General features: G+C 70.3%; 12 protein-coding genes. 3 read left to right on the top strand and 9 right to left on the bottom strand.

Features of this window, described 5'->3' with window-relative positions; genetic code table 11:
* Window positions 1-91: 91 nt before the first annotated feature.
* Genes AB0M01_RS21855 through hemL form a run of 7 tightly spaced genes read right to left on the bottom strand, consistent with a single transcriptional unit; the run spans window position 92 to window position 6,226 of the window.
* Window positions 92-343 (bottom strand): DUF4229 domain-containing protein, encoded by a 252-nt coding sequence (locus tag AB0M01_RS21855; protein WP_363672189.1) that lies wholly within the window; start codon window positions 341-343, stop codon window positions 92-94.
* 1 nt (window position 344) lies between these two features.
* The gene (gene ccsB, locus AB0M01_RS21850; RefSeq protein WP_363672187.1) at window positions 345-1,313 is read right to left on the bottom strand and encodes a c-type cytochrome biogenesis protein CcsB; all 969 of its coding nucleotides are present in this window, start codon (window positions 1,311-1,313) and stop codon (window positions 345-347) included.
* Complete coding sequence (locus tag AB0M01_RS21845; protein WP_363672185.1) at window positions 1,310-2,932, bottom strand: cytochrome c biogenesis protein ResB; 1,623 nt, start codon at window positions 2,930-2,932, stop codon at window positions 1,310-1,312. Before AB0M01_RS21845 ends, ccsB begins: the two co-directional genes overlap by 4 nt.
* 1 nt (window position 2,933) lies before the next feature.
* Complete coding sequence (locus AB0M01_RS21840) at window positions 2,934-3,677, bottom strand: cytochrome c biogenesis protein CcdA (protein ID WP_363672183.1); 744 nt, start codon at window positions 3,675-3,677, stop codon at window positions 2,934-2,936.
* A gap of 2 nt (window positions 3,678-3,679) precedes the next feature.
* Complete coding sequence (locus tag AB0M01_RS21835) at window positions 3,680-4,243, bottom strand: TlpA disulfide reductase family protein (RefSeq protein ID WP_363672181.1); 564 nt, start codon at window positions 4,241-4,243, stop codon at window positions 3,680-3,682.
* Window positions 4,243-4,866 carry a histidine phosphatase family protein gene (locus tag AB0M01_RS21830; protein ID WP_363672542.1) on the bottom strand — a complete coding sequence of 208 codons (624 nt, stop codon included), beginning with the start codon at window positions 4,864-4,866 and terminating at the stop codon, window positions 4,243-4,245. Before AB0M01_RS21830 ends, AB0M01_RS21835 begins: the two co-directional genes overlap by 1 nt.
* A gap of 37 nt (window positions 4,867-4,903) precedes the next feature.
* On the bottom strand, window positions 4,904-6,226 hold the full coding sequence (gene hemL, locus AB0M01_RS21825; RefSeq protein ID WP_363672179.1) for a glutamate-1-semialdehyde 2,1-aminomutase: 1,323 nt from the start codon (window positions 6,224-6,226) through the stop codon (window positions 4,904-4,906).
* 233 nt (window positions 6,227-6,459) lie between these two features.
* On the opposite strand from hemL, the gene AB0M01_RS21820 reads away from it, so the two are divergent.
* Entirely contained in the window at window positions 6,460-7,827 is a 1,368-nt protein-coding gene (locus AB0M01_RS21820; protein ID WP_363672177.1) for a lytic murein transglycosylase, read from the top strand.
* Window positions 7,828-7,938: 111 nt separating this feature from the next.
* Here the strand turns inward: AB0M01_RS21820 and AB0M01_RS21815 are convergent, their stop codons facing one another.
* Both AB0M01_RS21815 and AB0M01_RS21810 read right to left on the bottom strand, forming a co-directional pair.
* Window positions 7,939-11,589, bottom strand: coding sequence for a S8 family peptidase (locus AB0M01_RS21815; RefSeq protein ID WP_363672175.1), 3,651 nt, complete (start codon window positions 11,587-11,589; stop codon window positions 7,939-7,941).
* A 251-nt stretch (window positions 11,590-11,840) separates the two neighbouring features.
* On the bottom strand, window positions 11,841-12,803 hold the full coding sequence (locus AB0M01_RS21810) for a TIGR03560 family F420-dependent LLM class oxidoreductase (protein ID WP_363672173.1): 963 nt from the start codon (window positions 12,801-12,803) through the stop codon (window positions 11,841-11,843).
* A 123-nt stretch (window positions 12,804-12,926) separates the two neighbouring features.
* On the opposite strand from AB0M01_RS21810, the gene AB0M01_RS21805 reads away from it, so the two are divergent.
* Window positions 12,927-13,616: a hypothetical protein gene (locus tag AB0M01_RS21805; protein WP_363672171.1), complete on the top strand. Its 690-nt coding sequence runs from the start codon at window positions 12,927-12,929 to the stop codon at window positions 13,614-13,616.
* Window positions 13,617-13,802: 186 nt separating this feature from the next.
* On the top strand, window positions 13,803-16,940 hold the full coding sequence (locus AB0M01_RS21800; protein ID WP_363672169.1) for a glycoside hydrolase family 3 N-terminal domain-containing protein: 3,138 nt from the start codon (window positions 13,803-13,805) through the stop codon (window positions 16,938-16,940).
* Window positions 16,941-16,983: the final 43 nt, after the last annotated feature.

The raw sequence follows: 16,983 nt of genomic DNA, 5'->3' as shown, positions 1-16,983 counted from the left end.
TGCGTACCACCCACCCAGCTGGTACGACGAACAGAAGGCCCCGCCGACCATCAGGTCGGCGGGGCCTCGAAGCACAGCGAGGGCGCGGGACTCAGTCCTCGTCCTCGGCCTTCCGGGCGGCCTCGAGCCGCTCCGTCATCAGCGTCGCGCGGGTGTCGATCCGCGCCGCCAGCCGGTCCCGCCAGGCCCGCAGCACGAAGATCGACAGGATCGACGACACGATCAGCGCGATCAGCAGCAGCGGGAACAACCCCAGCCAGCTGCTCAGCGCGAACCACAGCACCGCGAACGAGGCGGCGAACAGCGCCAGCCGCAGACCGGTGTAGATCAGGAACTCCTTCATGTCACACCCCGGCGTAGGAGTGCAGCCCGCTGACCAGCAGGTTCACCCCGACGAAGTTGAAGATGAAGACCACCCAGCCGACGATCGCGATCGTCGCCGCCCGGCGGCCGCGCCAGCCGGCGGTGGCCCGGGCGTGCAGGTACGCCGCGTAGACGACCCAGGTGACCAGCGACCAGACCTCCTTGGGGTCCCAGCCCCAGTACCGGCCCCAGGCGTACTCGGCCCAGATCGGCCCGGCGACCAGCACGCCGAAGGTCCACAGCGGGAACGCGAACGCGAGCACCTTGTACGCCGTACCGTCCATCGCCTCGGCGCTCGGCAGCCGGCGCAGCGACGCCGGCATGGTGCCGCCGTCCACGACCTTGCGCTCCGCGCGGGCCTTGACCAGGTAGAGGATCGAGACCAGGCCGCCGATCGTGAACGCACCGCCGGAGATCGCCGCGGCAGCCACGTGGATCACCAGCCAGTACGAGTGCAGCGCCGGGACCAGCGGGCCGGCCGGGGTGTAGAGCGCCAGGGTCGCCAGGCCGAGCACGGCCGCGACGACCAGCGTGACGCCGAGCCCGAGCCACTGCAGCTTGTAGCGGTGGACGAAGCCCAGGTAGACCGCGGCGACGGCCAGCGAGGCCGAGATCGAGAACTCGTACATGTTGCCCCACGGCACCCGCTCGGCCGCGAGGCCACGGGTCAGCACCCCACCGAAGTGCAGCACGAACGCCAGGTAGGTCAGCAGCAGCCCGACCCGGCTGGCCGCCTCCGCGCGGGAGGAGCCGGTGGGGACGACGACGCTGCTGTGCGCGGTCTCGACGGAACCGGCGGCACCGACCAGGGCCGGCTCGTTGACCTCGGCCTTCGTCACCGCGCGGCTGACCGCCCACTCCATCGCGTGCGCGACCATCGCGATGGCGTAGACGACGGTCGCCGTCGGGACGAGGAGGTTGGAGACTTGTGCGTAGGTCTCCGGGCTCATGGCTGCTCCTGCGGGGTCGGGCCGTCGGGGCGCGGTTCTGGGGACTTGAGGGTGCGAGCGATGGCCTGGATCTCGTCTCCGAGCCCCCGCTCGGCACCGCGGTCCAGGCCGGCCACCTCGACCACGGTACGCCCGTCCTGCGTGCGCACCCGCACCCAGGTCCGGCGCGGGTGGACGAACAGCGAACCCATCAGGCCGAGGATCGCCAGCAGGATGCCGGCCAGCGCCAGGTTCATCCCGGGGACGTGGCTGACCTGCAGCTTCACCCAGCGGTCGTAGGAGTCGAAGGTGAACGAGCCGCGGCCGTCGGGCAGGTCGATGCTCTGGCCGGGCGCGAGCTGGAAGCGCAGCTTGTCACCCTTGCCGTTGTCGAACTGGGTCAGCTTGGACTTGTCCAGCTGGTAGACCGACTGCGGCTTGCCGTCCTCGGTGCTCGGCCGGCCGTAGTACGCCGTCATCGCCAGCGCCGGGTTCAGCGAGTCGGGGAAGACCGAGACCGGGCCGCGCTGGTCGATCACCGCGGTCGGCAGGAAGAAGCCCTCGAAACCGAGCTGCTCGGGCCGGGCGTCGGGTGCCTTGATCACACCGAAGGAGGAGAAGTTGCCGTCCTGCGGCAGGAACGGCGCCGGGCCCGAGAACGCGACCTGGCCCTGTCCGTCGCGCACGGTGACCCGCGGCGCATAACCGTGGCCGAGCAGGTGCACGCTGGTGCCGTCGACCTTGAGCGGGTGGTTGACCCGCAGGTCGTACGACTTCTCCGCCGACTCCGGCGTCTCCTGGTAGGTCAGGCTCGCGTTGAACTCCCGGGCCGCACCGCGCTGCGGGCCGTCCTGCTGGAACCGGACCTGGAAGTCCTTGACGGTCAGCGAGAACGGCGGCAGGTCGTCGGCGCCGAACGCGCGGCCCGGCGTGAAGTCGTCGTACTGGGCCACCGCGTTCGAGAAACCGTTGCCTACGACAACCAGTACGGTGCCGCGGTAGCCGAACAGCGCACCCCAGGCGACCCCGACCAGGGCCAGGATCAGCGAGAAGTGGAACAGCAGGTTCCCGGCTTCCCGCAGGTAGCCGCGCTCGGCGCCGAGCGCGCCGTCGTACACCTCGACGCGGAAGCGCCGCTTGCGCAGCTCCCGGCCGGCCAGCTCGAGCAGCGGCCGGTCGTCGTCGGGGTCGAGAGTGAACTTCTCGTACTGCGGAAGGCGGTCCAGGTTGCGCGGCGGCTTCGGCGGACGGGCGCGCAGGGCCTTCAGGTAGACCTGCAGACGCGGAACCACACAGCCGATCAGCGAGATGAACAGCAACAGGTAGATGGCCGAGAACCAGGCCGACTTGTAGACGTCGAACAGGCCGAGCTTGTCGTAGAACGGGCCGAGCTTCGGGTGCTGCTCGAAGAAGTCCGAGACTTTCACCGGGTCGACCGAGACCTGCGGGATCAGCGATCCGGGCACCGCGCCGACCGCCAGCAGGAACAGCAGCATGAGCGCGGTCTTCATCGACGTCAGCTGGCGCCAGGCCCAGCGCAACCAGCCGACGAAACCCAGCGCCGGCGGGTCGGGCCGCTCCGGCGGCTTGCCGCCGGACATCGTGGCCTCGGGCTCGACCTGTTCCTTGACGTCGCTCACGTCAGACCGCCGATCCGAAGTTGGCGACCCACTGGCGAAGGTCCGCGGTCATCGTGTCCCACACTCCTGTCAGCAGCAGCAGACCCACCGCGATCATCAGTACGCCGCCGATCCGGATCACCAGCAGCTGGTGCTTGCGGACCCAGGCGACCGCGCCCAGCATCCGGCGGAAGGCCAGGGCCGCGACGATGAACGGGATCCCGAGGCCGAGGCTGAACACCAGCGCGAGCGTCGCGCCGCGGCCGGTGCTGCCCTCGGTGGCGGCCAGGTTCATCACAGTGCCGAGGGTCGGCCCGATGCAGGGCGTCCAGCCGAAGCCGAACAGGACGCCGAGCAGCGGCGCGGCCGCGATCCCGACGGCCGGCACCCGGTGCACCCGGACGTCGCGCTGCAGGAAGCCGAACCCGCCCAGGAAGATCAGCCCGAGCACGACGGTCGCGCCGCCGAGGATGCGGGTGATCAGCGTCTGGTGGTCGAGCAGCGCGTTGCCGATGGCACCGAACAGCACACCGGTCAGGATGAACACCGACGAGAACCCGGCCACGAACAAGCTGGTCCCGGCCAGCATCCGGCCGCGCTGCTTGGAGCCCAGCTCGGCCGCCGACAGGCCGGTCACGTACGAGAGGTAACCCGGCAGCAGCGGGACGACGCACGGCGAGAAGAACGAGATCGCCCCGGCCAGCACCGCGATCGGCAGTGCCACCAGCATCGAGCCCGTCATCGACTGCGCGAACCACTCGCCCATCGTCAGCCGGCGTCCTTCACCATGCCGAGCAGGGTCTGGGTGGTGACCGAACCGATCACCCGCGCCGCGACCTTGCCGTTCTTGTCGATCACCAGCGTGCTCGGGATCGAGCTCGGCGAGATCTGCCCGCGGAAGCCGAGCAGCTGCTTGCCGCTCGGGTCGTACAGGCTCGGGAAGCCGACGCCGAACTCCTGGACGAACTTGCGCGCCGGGGCCTTGTCCAGGTCCCGGGTGTTCAGGCCGATGAACTCGACGTCCGCGCCGAGCTGCTTGTGCGCGGCAACCAGATCCGGGGCCTCGGCCCGGCAGGGCGGGCACCACGAGCCCCACACGTTCAGGACGACGACCTTGCCCTTGTGGTCGGCCAGCTTCCAGGACTTGTCGTCCAGGGTGTCACCGCCGAAGTCCGGCGCCGGCTTGCGGTCGGCGGCGGCGAAGCTGGAGACCCGGCCGTTACCGCTGACGAAGCCGGACTGGCCGCTGCGGTTCTCGCTGGTCTCCTGCCCGGAGCTGCAGGCCGAGGCCAGCAGCGCGACCAGCGCCACCACGACCGCCGTACGGCGCATCAGGCACCGCCCGCGAACTTCTTCGGGTTCTTGACCGGGAGCAGGTCCTTGGCCGGTTCGGCGTACCCGACGGAGACGATCTGGTCGCCGTGGAAGGTGAAGCTGGTCAGGCTGGCCAGGCTGCACTGCCGCTTGCGCGGGTCGTGCAGCATCCGGCGGCCCTCGATCGCGGACCGGACGATCCAGATCGGCAGCTGGTGGGAGACGATCAGCGCCTCGTGCCCCGCCGCCTTCTGCCGAGCGGTCTCGATGGCGTCGCGCATCCGGCGGACCAGCTGGCTGTACGGCTCACCCCAGGACGGCTTCCACGGGTTCCGCAGCAGCCACCAGGCGCTCGGCTGGCGCAGCGCACCGTCGCCGACACCGAACTTCTTGCCCTCGAACTGGTTCGCGGCCTCGATCACCCGCTCGTCGATGTCCGGCGTCAGCCCGAAGGTGGCGGCGATCGGCTCCATCGTCTCCTGGGCCCGCTCCAGCGGGGAGCTGACCAGGTGCACGATGTCGCGGCCGGCCACGTGCTCGGCGACCCGGTCGGCCATCTTCCGGCCGAGCTCGGACAGGTGGTAGTCGGGAATCCGGCCGTAGAGCACGCCGGCCGGGTTGTGCACCTCGCCGTGCCGCATCAGGTGCACGACCGTTGTCTCGGTCACCGAAACCCCTTCAGTTCTGGACGGCGGCCGCCGCGCGAGCGGCCGGGGCGAGTGCGGTCTCGAGCCGGGACAAGGCGTCGTCGTCGATCGCGGCACTCACGAACCACGCCTCGAACGCACTCGGCGGCAGGTAGACACCGGCGTCCAGCATGGCATGGAAGAAAGCGGCGAACCGTGGCAGCACCTGGGCTCCGGCACCGGCGAAGTCGCGGATCGGACCGCTTGCCTCCTCCGACTCCACGAAGAAGACGCTGAAGAGGTTCCCGGCCGCCTGGATGACGTACGGCACACCTTCCTTGTCCAGCGCGGTGCCGACCAGGCGCTGGATGGTGGCCGAGGTCTCGTCGAGCCTGGCGTAGACCTCGTCGGTCGCCAGCCGCAGCGTGGCCAGCCCGGCCGCCGTGGCGACCGGGTTCCCGGACAGCGTTCCGGCCTGGTAGACCGAGCCCTCCGGCGCGAGGTGGGCCATCACGTCGGCGCGGCCGCCGAACGCCGCGGCCGGGAAGCCGCCGCCCATCACCTTGCCGAAGGTCATCAGGTCCGGCTGCACGCCGTCGACGCCGTACCAGCCGGAGCGGGTGATCCGGAAGCCGGTCATCACCTCGTCCGAGATGAACAGCGCGCCGTTCTCCTTGCAGAGGCCGGCGAGGAAAGCGTTGAAGTTGTCCTGCGGCGGCACGACGCCCATGTTGCCGGGCGAGGCCTCGGTGATCACGGCGGCGATCTGGTCGCCGTACTCCGCGAAGGCGGCGCTGACCGCGGCCTGGTCGTTGTACGGCAGCACGATCGTGTCGGCGGTGGTCGCCTCGGTGACCCCCGGCGTACCGGGGATGCCGAGGGTGATCACGCCGGAGCCGGCCTGGGCCAGCAGCGCGTCGACGTGCCCGTGGTAGCAGCCGGCGAACTTGACGATCTTGTCGCGGCCGGTGAAGCCGCGGGCCAGCCGCAGCGCCGACATCGTCGCCTCGGTGCCGGACGAGACCAGGCGGACCTTGTCGACCGGGGTCCGGCCGACGATCTCCTGGGCGAGCAGCACCTCGGTCTCGGTCGGCGTACCGAACGACGTGCCGCGCGACACCGCGGCCTGGACCGCGGCGATCACCTCGGGGTGCGCGTGGCCGAGCAGCATCGGGCCCCAGGAGCAGACCAGGTCGAGGTAGCGGTTGCCGTCGACGTCGGTGATGTGACATCCGTCACCCGAGGTCATGAAGCGCGGGACCCCACCGACGGCGCGGAACGCGCGGACCGGGGAGTTCACGCCGCCAGGCGTGACAGCGGTGGCTTGGTCGAACAGGGCGGCGGAGCGAGCGGTGTGGTCTGACACGGCGGCCATTCTCCCCGACAGACCAGCGCGCCGAGTGGGCGGGCAGGGCGTGGGGGGTTCCGCTGAGCGTTGTTACGGGCGAGTATGGGTACCCGGTGACCGCTTGTGCACAGTCCGCGCCCGCTTCGTAACCCACGCACGGGACAGGCGTTAGACCAGGTGAACGCGGTAACGGGGCCGACTAGAAGACGTGTCCGCAGCGTGGGGCGGGACAGGTCGATGAGTCACGGAGGGGATCATCGATGGCGAAGGGCAAGCGCCGCGCCACTGCGGGCGGGTGGCGTCAGGTGGCGCCGCTGGTTCCGCTGGCGCTGTTCGCGAGCGCGTTCACCGTCAGTGCGACCGACGACCCGGCGGTCGCGACCGCCGCGCTGGACCAGGGCCTCGGCCCGAACGTCCCGGTCGTCGTACCGAAGCAGCCGATCAGCGACCCGGCGAACGTGCCGGTGCCGGGCTCGGTCGGCAACGGCGTGGACAAGACCGAGGAACCGACCCAGGTGGTCTCCGGTCTGTCCCGGAACGGGATTCCGACCGCCGCGCTGAAGGCGTACTCGCGCGCCCAGCAGGTGCTCGCGCAGGCCGACCCGACCTGTCACCTGCCGTGGACGCTGGTCGCGGCGATCGGTCGCGTCGAGTCGAACCACGGCCGCTTCGGCGGGAACGCGCTGACCACCAGCGGGGTCGCCACCCCGGGGATCTACGGCCCCCGGCTGGACGGCGTGAACACGGCCCGGATCACCGACTCCGACGCCGGCCGCCTGGACGGCGACGGCGCCTTCGACCGCGCGGTCGGGCCGATGCAGTTCATCCCGGCGACCTGGCAGGCGATGGGTGTCGACGGTGACGGCGACGGCGTGAAGAACCCGCAGGACATCGACGACGCGGCGATGTCGACCGCGGTCTACCTGTGCTCCGGCGGTGTCGACCTGACCCGCGCCGGCGACCTGAACGCGGCCGTCCTGCGCTACAACCACTCCCAGGCCTACGTCGACCTCGTGGTCAGCATCGCCAAGGCGTACGCCGGCGGCAGCTGGATCGTGGTCGGCAACGGCACCGAGGACGGCGACCAGGGCGTGCTGCGCGCCGACGGCCGCAACGACGACGACACCATCGACGCCCCGGCCGACGAGAACCTGCCCAAGGCGATCGACCTGCCGGTCTACCCGCCGGCCAAGCCGGGGTCGAAGCCGACACTGCCCGGTGACGGCGGCCAGACCAGGCCGACCACCAGGCCGACCCAGAAGCCGACCGGCAAGCCCACCCCGGGCAAGCCCGGTACGACGAAGCCGACGCCGGACAAGCCGACCACCCCCAGCAAGCCCAGCACCCCGCCGCCGAGCACGCCGAACGGCGTCGCCACGCTGCAGACCGCGGCCGGCGTGGTCGTCGGGACCGTCGGCAGCACCCTGACCGAGCTGACCAAGGCCGCGCAGTACTGCCAGAGCGAGATGGCCAAGGTCACCATCAAGAACCCGACGCAGGCCCAGCTGCAGAAGTGCGTGACCGCCTTCCAGACCGGCGGCACCGCCGCGGTCGACCAGGTGATCCGCAACCTGCTGTCCCTGCTCGGCCTGCTGGGCGTCCTCGGTGGAGGGTTGCTCGGCAGCTGACCACCCCCTAGACGGCGCGCCGCCCCCCACCCCTCCCTTGGCGCGCCCCCGGCGACGCCACGGAGCACCTCCCCCCAGCTTCGTGGCGTCGCCCTTTTCGTGGTCAAGCGCTTACTTCACCCAGGGCTTCTCGATGGTCTGGGTGATCCGGTTGCCGAGCAGGTCGGTCGAGGTGACGCGGAGCTTCGCGGCCGGGCCGGGCGGCACGGTGGTGGCACCGAACCACAGCGGGAGCGGCGTCCACTTCTTCCCGTCCAGGCTGACCTCGGCCGTCGTACGGAAGAAGCCGAGGCCGCGGGCACCTGGCTGGTAGCCGGGCTTCAGCTCCAGCCGGCGACCGGTCAGCTTGTAGTCGATCTGGATCAGCGGCAGCACCTCGCGGGTCTTCACCTGGCCCGAGCGGAAACGCCACTCGGTCTGGGTCGCCGTCGACGTGGTCGCCCACGTGTTGGGCGCGCGGCGTACGTCGAGACTGAGCTCGTACCACGCACTCTTCGCCGGTACGGCGAACTGCGCCACCGACCAGTCCTTGCGCCCGATCTCCTTGCCACCACTCGTGAGCTTGAGCAGCGTCGCGTCGCCGCGCATGTCGCTCCATCCGTAGATCGTCCGGTCACCGTTCACGTGCTGCGGGATCGCGATCCGCAGCGCGTTCTCGAACCGCGCCACCGGCAGTCCGTCGATCTCACTGCCCGTCGCGTCCGGGATCGCCGGCCGCGCGATCGGCGCCCACACGTCGCGGGTCACCCGCTCGTTCGGCCGGTAGCTTCGCGCCAGGCTGTACTCGAAGCCCGACTCGTTCCACTCCCCTGCCGACGTCTTGTCGTCCCAGGTCGTGCCCGGTGTGTCGGACGCGATGTAGTCGGTCCGGGTCACCGGACCGGCCACCAGCCGGGTCGCTCCGAGGCCCGCGCTCACCCCGGGGAGGTGGGCCGACCGCTGGTCGAAGTGGAGGACGTTGGCGTCGACCCGGGCGAAGTTGGTGGTGACGACAGCCGGACGCAGCTTGGCGAAGTCGTAGGTCAGCGGGCCCTTGACCTGCTGCGGTCCGGTCACGAGGTCGTAGCGGTAGGTGCTGTCCTTCAGACCGGTCAGTTTCACCTGGACAGGCCGTTGCTTCAGCAGCTGCAGCAACTTCGCACCCTCCGCTTGCCGCAGCAGGTAGAACGGCAGGTCGAGCCAGGCGCCGTCGCTCCAGAAGCCGGGCTGCTCGTTGTACATGAAGACTGCCTTCGCGCCGGCCGCCTTCGCCGCCTCGACCTGCGGGAACGTGTGCTCGTAGTCCACGTAGCGGATCAGCGCGATCTTGTCGCGAACGTCCTTCAGCTCCTCCGGCCGGCCGTCACCGGCGTTGACGAGCTGCAGCGCCTCGGTGCCGACGTACCCGACGTTGCCGCCGTCCCGCGGAGTCGGCAGCCGGAAGCCGCCGGCGCCGAGAACGTCGGCGGTCAGCTTCGGCTGCGCCAGGTCCCAGCGCTGGACAACCCGGGCCGAACCGTCCTGCACCTTGCCGAAGTCACCGACATACACGTTGCCGCTGACCTCCCGGTCGTAGCCGAACCCCGACACGGCCTCCCGCGCACCGGTCTTGCGGTGCCAGGCGATGCCGAAGTTCTCCAGATCGGCGCGCTGCGGCGTCTTCACGGTCACCAGGTGGGCCTTGCGGGCGTCGAAGACGAACGTCCGGTCGCCGCTGATCTTCGCCTCGGGCGCACCGAGCAGGGCGACGCCGTTGACCCAGTCGGCCTCGTCCGAGCCCATCACGTAGGCCATCACGGCGTACCGGCCGGTCGGGACGTCCAGCGTGCGCCGGCCGTTCTCGTCGAAGACGATGGCGTTGATGTCGCCGGTGTCGAGGTTCCAGAGCTGGACACCGCTGTTCGCCGCGACGGTCGGCCGCGCGGGCTTGCCGTCCCGGCCGATGCCCTTCACGGTCACCTGGTGCAGGCGACCACCAGCGGCGAAGCCCAGACCGGTCCGGTACGACGTACCGCCGGCTCTGGCCACCAACTCACCGGCATACTTCGCCGGACCGGTCTTTCCCAGATCGAGCCGAACCGTCGCCGAGGCAGACCCGCCGGCCGGAACCACAAGCCGGCTCGGCGTGACAGCCAGGACCGCGCCGACACCACCCGGCGACTTGGCCTGCACCGACAGCTCCAGCGTCACCGCCTTCCCGGAAGTGTTGCTGTAGGCGACCTTCCGCTCGACCGGCTTCGGCGCCGTACCGGTCCAGGAGACGTCACCGAAGAACACGTTCGCCGTGTCGGCCAGCACCTTCGGGTCCAGCGCCCGCGGGATGTCGATCCGGCCCATCCCCTGCGCCGCCGTCGCCACGCCCTTGCTCGGCACAGCCGTCGTGGTGAGCGCCGCCTTCAGCTGCTGCCCGGTCCACTCCGGGTGCCGCTGCGCGAGGATCGCCGCCGCGCCCGCGACGTGCGGCGTCGCCATCGACGTACCGCTCATCGCCGTGTAGTGCTCGTCGACGATGTGCCCCTGCTCGGTCCCGGCCGCGCGCGCGGCCACGATCTCGACGCCCGGCGCGGTCACCTCGGGCTTCAGCGCGCCGTCGCCCAGCCGCGGCCCGCGGCTGGAGAAGGCCGCGAGCTTGTCGTCGCGGTCCACCGCCCCGACGGTCAGCGCCGTCTCCGCGGCTCCCGGCGTACCGACCGACTCCTCGGTGCCCGCGTTGCCCGCGGCAACGACGAACAGCGCGCCGCTGGACTTCGACAGCCGGTCGACCGCCGCGCTCATCGGGTCGGTCCCGTCCGACGGCAGCCCGCCGAGGCTCATGCTGACCACCTTCGCGCCCTGCTGGACGGCCCACTCCATCCCCGCGATCGCCTCGGAGTCGAGCCCCCCGCCGCTGTTGTCGAGCACCTTGCCGACCAGCAGCTCCGCGCCCGGCGCGACGCCCTTGCGCTTGCCGCCGGACGCCGTACCGAGCCCGGCGACGGTCGACGCGACATGCGTGCCGTGCCCGTGGCCGTCCTGGACACCCTGGTCCGGGACGAAGCTCGCCTCGCCGACGACCTTCTTCTTCAGGTCCGGGTGCCCCGCGTCGTACCCGGTGTCGAGCACCGCGACCTTCACCCCGCGTCCGTCGTACGACGAACGCCAGGCGGCCGGCGCACCGATCTGCTGCGTGGAGCGGTCGAGCGTCGCGTGGGTGCGGCCGTCGAGCCAGAGCTTGGTGACGCCGCTGCTGAGGGTCCGCGGGCCGGCGATGCCCTGCCAGAACTGCTTGGCCTGGGACTTGTCGACCGACACCGCGGTGGTGCCGACGCTCGCCAGCGTCCTGCGCTGCGTGCTGCCCTCGGGAGCGGCCGGGGCGCTGGCTCCGCTGAGCAGCACCGGCAGTTTCGCCGTACTGGCGTCGTCGTAGCCCTGCTCGGCGAGCAGGCTCAGGTTGAACAGCCGCCGGTCGACCGCGCCCGCGGTGAACAGCTGGTACGCCGCCGCGGGGACGACGGTGAGCTCACCGTCGAAGTCGCCGAAGTAGTAGTTGGAACCGTCCACGAGTCGCCCGGTCCGGCTGCCGTCGGCGGCGACGGTCAGCTCGGCGACGTCACCGGTGACGAGCGTGATCCGGTACGTCGAGGCGCCGGGCGTCGCGAAACCGGTGGCGCCGGGTGAGGGGGGAGGGGCCCCGGCACCACCGGTGGTCGGCGGCCCTGCCTGCGCCTGCACCGGTACGGCGACCGCCAGCGTGCCGACGATCACCGAACTGAACATGCTGGTCGCGCGTCGTGACCACCGCATCCTGGGCTCCTCACCGGGGCCCGACGGGCGCGGGGCCACCGTGAGCGAGCCTGACAGTTGCCTTCAGCCACGGTCCATCGGTTGCGCTGACCGGCACCCGCCATGGCCGGTTCCGGTCAGCGGCCGGGCTGTGGCGTTGGGTTGCTCGCAGTTCGGTTGGGTCGCAGTTGCGAGTTTTTTCGGCCGGGCAAGCACAACGGCCCGGATCCCCCTGACGGGATCCGGGCCGGTGTGCTGCTCGACGTCGAGGCTCAGGCGAAGCGCTTGGCCACCCGCTCGACGCGGTCGACCAGGTCCAGGTCGTAGGCGACACCCGGTACGTAGAAGATCACGTAGTCGGCGCCTGCCTCGAGGGCCGCCTCGACCTTGAGGGCGATCTCGTCCTCGGTCGCGATCGTGTTGTCCTTGCTGAACTTGTCCCAGTCCTGCGGGCCGCGGGCCTTGTCGGTGGCCTTCTTCGGGTCGTCACCGGCGTCGATCGGGAACACGTTCAGCCCGGTCGACTTGACGATCTCGTCGTAGTCGCGGCCGACCTTCTCGCAGTGGCCCTTGAGGATCGCGGCCTTCTCCCGGATCACGTCCGGGTTGCCGCCACCGATGTTCGCGGCGTCGGCGTACTGGGCGACCAGTTTCAGCGTGACCTGCGGGCCACCGCCGCCGATCCAGAACTTCGGCTTGGTGTTGTTGGCGCCCTTGGGCAGGTTGATCGGGCCGTCGATCGAGTAGTGCTTGCCGTTGTAGACCGGCCGGTCCTCGGTCCACATCTTGTGGATGATCTCGGTGGCCTCCCGGAACGCCGCCATCCGCGGCTTCACGTCGGTCCACTCGTAGCCGTAGGCCTTCCACTCGTGCTCGTACCAGCCCGCGCCGATCCCGGCGTACAGGCGGCCGTGGCTGGCCACGTCGACGGTGGACGCGATCTTGGCGTACAGCGCCGGGTTGCGGTAACCGTTGCAGCCGACCATCTGGCCGATGTTCACCCGCTTGGTGTCCCGGGCCAGCGCGGCGGTCGCCGACCAGCACTCGAAGGTGGTGTTGTCACTCGGCTCCGGAACGGTGTGGAAGTGGTCGAACAGCCAGATCGAGTCCCACGAACCGGCGTCGGCCCGCTTCGCGACATCCGTCATCGCCTCCCACTGCTCCACCGGGTCGGCGATCGCGGTGAGGTCCATCTTCCAGCCCTGCGGTACGAAAATCCCGAAGCGTGTACTCATACCGCTATCCTTTCCCGCCCGCACTGAACCGGTCCACCACCTGACGGACGGGATTCCTTCTCACACCCAGCACCGTGGTTTCTCAATCGAACTCCGGACGCCGCGGCGACGTCGTACGAGACCGTGAACAAGTTCGACCACCTCTTCGCCACCGCGGCCCCGCTGATCACCGCGGGCCGGCACAGCGTCGACATCCCCCCGACCGAGAACCACCCCCGCTGGCCGGTCAGCGCGGTGCTGCGCCCGGATCCGGCCGACCCGGTCGCGCTCCGCCTCGACGCGTTGACTCTGGAGGCCGCCGCAGTCGCCGGCCCCGGCCACTACCAAACCGGCCAGTCCGGCTCAGCCCACCTCACCGTCCGAGCCCTCGAACGCCACCACGAGGTCGTCCACCCCGACGAACCCCGCATCCAGCGCTACACCGAAGCCCTCCGCGCGGCCGCCACCGAAACCCCACCACTGACCTTCACCGTCACCGGCCTGACCCTCACCCAAGGCACCGTCATGGCCTGCGCCACCGCCTCCAGCCCGCACCCCGACCACTTCCAGAAGCTGTACGCCGACGCACTGGGCCCCGACGCCTGGCTCGAAGGCGACACCCAACGCGACATCTGGTACCTCAACCTCCTCCACTTCGCGGCACCCATCCCCTCCCCCACCGCCTTGATCAACTGGGTCGAGGCCCACCGCGACCACCCCCTCGGCCAGTTCACCGTCGACACGACGGAACTGGTCCGTTTCCGCCACACCTCGGGCGCCCGCCCCCACATCCGTCCGGAGACTTTGGCCACGGTCGCGCTCATACACGACTGACGCTCCTGCGGACGCCGGTCTTGCTCCGTGAGAGCGCTCTAGTTCCGGAACCGGTGGGGTCTTGACCGGGGGGTGGGGAGGGCTGAGCATCGGGCCCGACACGGGTGTGAGGCGCCTGTGCGGAGAGTCAGGGAGTCGCCCATGCCCAGGTGGCCAGGGAAGCGTGTTCGGGGTCGGACTGTGGGGGTGACGGTGCTCGCGGTGGTGGCGGGGCTGTTGCCGTTGGGGGTGGCTTCGCAGGCCGCGGCCGACGACCCGGTGCCGACCGTGCTGGCGGCGTTCGAAGGGGATGAAGCGTTCGCGTCGCCCCCGAACCCGGGGATCTTCGGGTGGGGCAGTGACGCGGACGATCCGCCGACGATGGAGTTCCAGGCGCGGGACGACGCGCCGGTGGGCGAGAAGGTGCTGCACGGGACCTACAACGTCAGCGGGTACGGCGGGTTCAGCCATGACGTGACGTTCGACCAGGACCCGGGGAACTGGTCGGCGTACAAAGGGATCCGGTTCTGGTGGTACGGGCAGAACACCGCGCCGCTGCCGCCGGGGTCGGGCAAGCGGATCTTCTTCGAGATCAAGGACGGTGGCGCGAACGCCGAGGCGTCGGAGCTGTGGAACACCAGCTTCACCGACGACTGGCAGGGCTGGCACCTGGTCGAGATCCCGTTCAGCGAGCTGAACTACCGCGGCGACTACCAGCCGGTCGGCGGGATCGACCAGATCCTCAACCTGACCCAGATGTGGGGTTACGCGTTCACGATGCCGGTCGGTACGCCGGGTGAGTTCGCGATCGACCAGGTCGAGATCTACGGCAAGGCCGACCCGGCGCTCAAGGCGAGCGTGGTCACCGACGCCGGCGTCTACCCGGTCAAGGAGGGCGGCACCGCGGCGGTGAAGGTGTCGGTCGCCACGACCGGCAGCACGCCGCTGGAGGAGCCGGTCACGGTCGACTTCCGCAGCGGCACCGGTACGGCGGGAGCCGACGACTACAACCCGGTCTCCGGTGCGTTCACCTTCCCGGCCGGTACGCCGTCCGGTACGTCGCACGTCGTGCAGGTGACGACCCGCAAGGACAGGACGGCCGAGGCCGCCGAGACGATCCCGGTCGAGCTGACCGTGACCGGCGCGAAGCCGCCGGCCACCCAGCCGGTCGTCGTGATCAACGCCCACGACCTGCCCTACCTGAACGCCAAGCTGCCGATCAAGGCGCGGGTCAGCGACCTGCTCAAGCGGATGACGCTGGCCGAGAAGGTCGGCCAGATGACCCAGGCCGAGCGGAACGCGGTCCGGACCAAGTCCGACATCGCGACGTACGCGCTCGGTTCGCTGCTGTCCGGCGGCGGCTCGGTGCCGACCCCGAACACCCCGGCGTCCTGGGCCGCGATGATCGACAGCTTCCAGCTGAACGCGCAGGCCACCCGCCTGCAGATCCCGCTGATCTACGGCGTCGACGCGGTGCACGGGCACAACAACGTGATCGGCGCGACGATCCTGCCGCACAACATCGGCATCGGCGCGACCCGTGACCCGGACCTGTCCCGCCGGACCGGTGAGGTCGCGGCGACCGAGGTCCGCGCGACCGGCATCCCGTGGGACTTCGCGCCGTGCGTCTGCGTGGTCCGCGACGACCGCTGGGGCCGCTCGTACGAGGGCTTCGGCGAGGACCCGGCCCTGGTCAAGGCGATGGCGACCGTGATCACCGGCATGCAGGGCAAGGCCGACGGCAGCCAGCTGAAGCAGAACACCCACGTGCTCGCCAGCGCGAAGCACTACGTCGGCGACGGCGGGACGAAGTACGGCTCGTCGACGACCGGGGCGTACAAGATCGACCAGGGCGTCACCGAGGTGACGAAGCAGGAGCTCGAGGCGATCCACCTCGACCCGTTCAAGACGTCGGTCGACCTCGGCGTCGGGACCGTGATGCCGTCGTACTCGAGTGTCGACATCATCGGCGATGACAAGCCGGCGGTGAAGATGCACGGCAACGCCGAGCTGATCAACGGCGTGCTGAAGGACCGGATGGGCTTCGAGGGTTTCGTGATCTCGGACTGGCAGGCGATCGACCAGCTGCCGGGCGACTACAACAGCGACATCCGGACCTCGATCAACGCCGGGCTGGACATGATCATGGTGCCGACCCGGTACCAGGACTTCACCCAGGGCCTGACCACCGAGGTGACCGAGGGCCGCGTCGCGCAGTCCCGGATCGACGACGCGGTACGCCGGATCCTGGAGCAGAAGTTCAAGCTCGGCCTGTTCGAGAAGCCGTACGCCGACACCAGCAAGCTGGCCGAGGTCGGTGGCGCGAAGCACCGGGCGGTCGGGCGCGAGGCCGCGGCCAAGTCCCAGGTGCTGCTGAAGAACGACGGCAACGTGCTGCCGCTGAAGTCGACGGCGAAGGTTTACGTTGCCGGGAGCAACGCGAACGACCTGGGCAACCAGCTCGGCGGCTGGAGCATCAGCTGGCAGGGCGGCTCCGGCGCCACCACGACCGGGACGACGATCCTCGACGGCATCAAGCAGAACGTGCCTGAAGCAACCTTCAGTCAGGACGCGTCCGCGCCGCTCGAAGGTCACGACGTCGGCGTCGTGGTGGTCGGCGAACGCCCGTACGCCGAGGGGATCGGCGACGTCGGCAACGGTCACGACCTGCTGCTCAGCGACGCCGACAAGGCGTCGGTGGACAAGGTCTGCGCCGCGATGAAGTGTGTCGTGCTCGTGGTCTCCGGCCGGCCGCAGGTGGTCGCGGACCAGCTCGGCGACATCGACGCGCTGGTCGCGTCGTGGCTGCCGGGCACCGAGGGCGCGGGTGTCGCCGACGTGCTGTTCGGCAAGAAGGCGTTCAGCGGGCGGCTCCCGGTCACCTGGCCGAAGTCCGAGGCGCAGCAGCCGATCAACGTCGGGGACGCGGCGTACGACCCGCAGTACCCGTACGGGTGGGGTCTGACCACGCAGGCGGCGACGCGGCAGAAGTTGCTCGATGCAAAGGTCGCGCTGCTCCGGAAGGGGCTGCTGGACCCGAACGTGCTGGTCGCGGCGATCTCGATCGACGTCGCGCTGCACGTGAAGGACTGGTCGGGGCCGCAGGCAACGACTGCTCTCGCGGCGCTGACCGCTGCAGGCAAGGCGCTGCAGCGGAGCCGGGTGGACGGGTTCGCCGAGGACGACGCGGTGGTCGCGGCCGCGCGGTGGATCGCGCAGGACCAGATCGGGCAGAACCTGGATGCTTCGGTGTCCAAGCTGACCGCCGACGCCGAGCACCTGGCGCTGAGCGGTGATCTGGGCGGTGCGATCGCGAAGCTTGCGGCGGCGTACAAGCTGAAGTAGGCACGCAGGAAGGGCCCGGCTCGAGAGCCGGGCCCTTCCGTGC

Origin of the sequence: Kribbella sp. NPDC051770 (assembly GCF_040681455.1) — a bacterium.
In the GTDB taxonomy this organism is placed as follows: Bacteria; Actinomycetota; Actinomycetes; order Propionibacteriales; family Kribbellaceae; genus Kribbella.
Note: the sequence above shows the minus strand (reverse complement) of the source record. Positions and strands in the feature narration are given on the sequence as shown.

What these genes read in the sequence shown, in the direction of transcription:
- AB0M01_RS21840 (WP_363672183.1), bottom strand. Translation starts at nt 3,677, where the DNA reads ATGGGCGAGTGGTTCGCGCAGTCGATGACGGGCTCGATGCTGGTGGCA.
- AB0M01_RS21835 (WP_363672181.1), bottom strand. Translation starts at nt 4,243, where the DNA reads ATGCGCCGTACGGCGGTCGTGGTGGCGCTGGTCGCGCTGCTGGCCTCG.
- hemL (WP_363672179.1), bottom strand. Translation starts at nt 6,226, where the DNA reads ATGGCCGCCGTGTCAGACCACACCGCTCGCTCCGCCGCCCTGTTCGAC.
- ccsB (WP_363672187.1), bottom strand. Translation starts at nt 1,313, where the DNA reads ATGAGCCCGGAGACCTACGCACAAGTCTCCAACCTCCTCGTCCCGACG.
- AB0M01_RS21815 (WP_363672175.1), bottom strand. Translation starts at nt 11,589, where the DNA reads ATGCGGTGGTCACGACGCGCGACCAGCATGTTCAGTTCGGTGATCGTC.
- AB0M01_RS21820 (WP_363672177.1), top strand. Translation starts at nt 6,460, where the DNA reads ATGGCGAAGGGCAAGCGCCGCGCCACTGCGGGCGGGTGGCGTCAGGTG.
- AB0M01_RS21830 (WP_363672542.1), bottom strand. Translation starts at nt 4,866, where the DNA reads ATGCGGCACGGCGAGGTGCACAACCCGGCCGGCGTGCTCTACGGCCGG.
- AB0M01_RS21855 (WP_363672189.1), bottom strand. Translation starts at nt 343, where the DNA reads ATGAAGGAGTTCCTGATCTACACCGGTCTGCGGCTGGCGCTGTTCGCC.
- AB0M01_RS21810 (WP_363672173.1), bottom strand. Translation starts at nt 12,803, where the DNA reads ATGAGTACACGCTTCGGGATTTTCGTACCGCAGGGCTGGAAGATGGAC.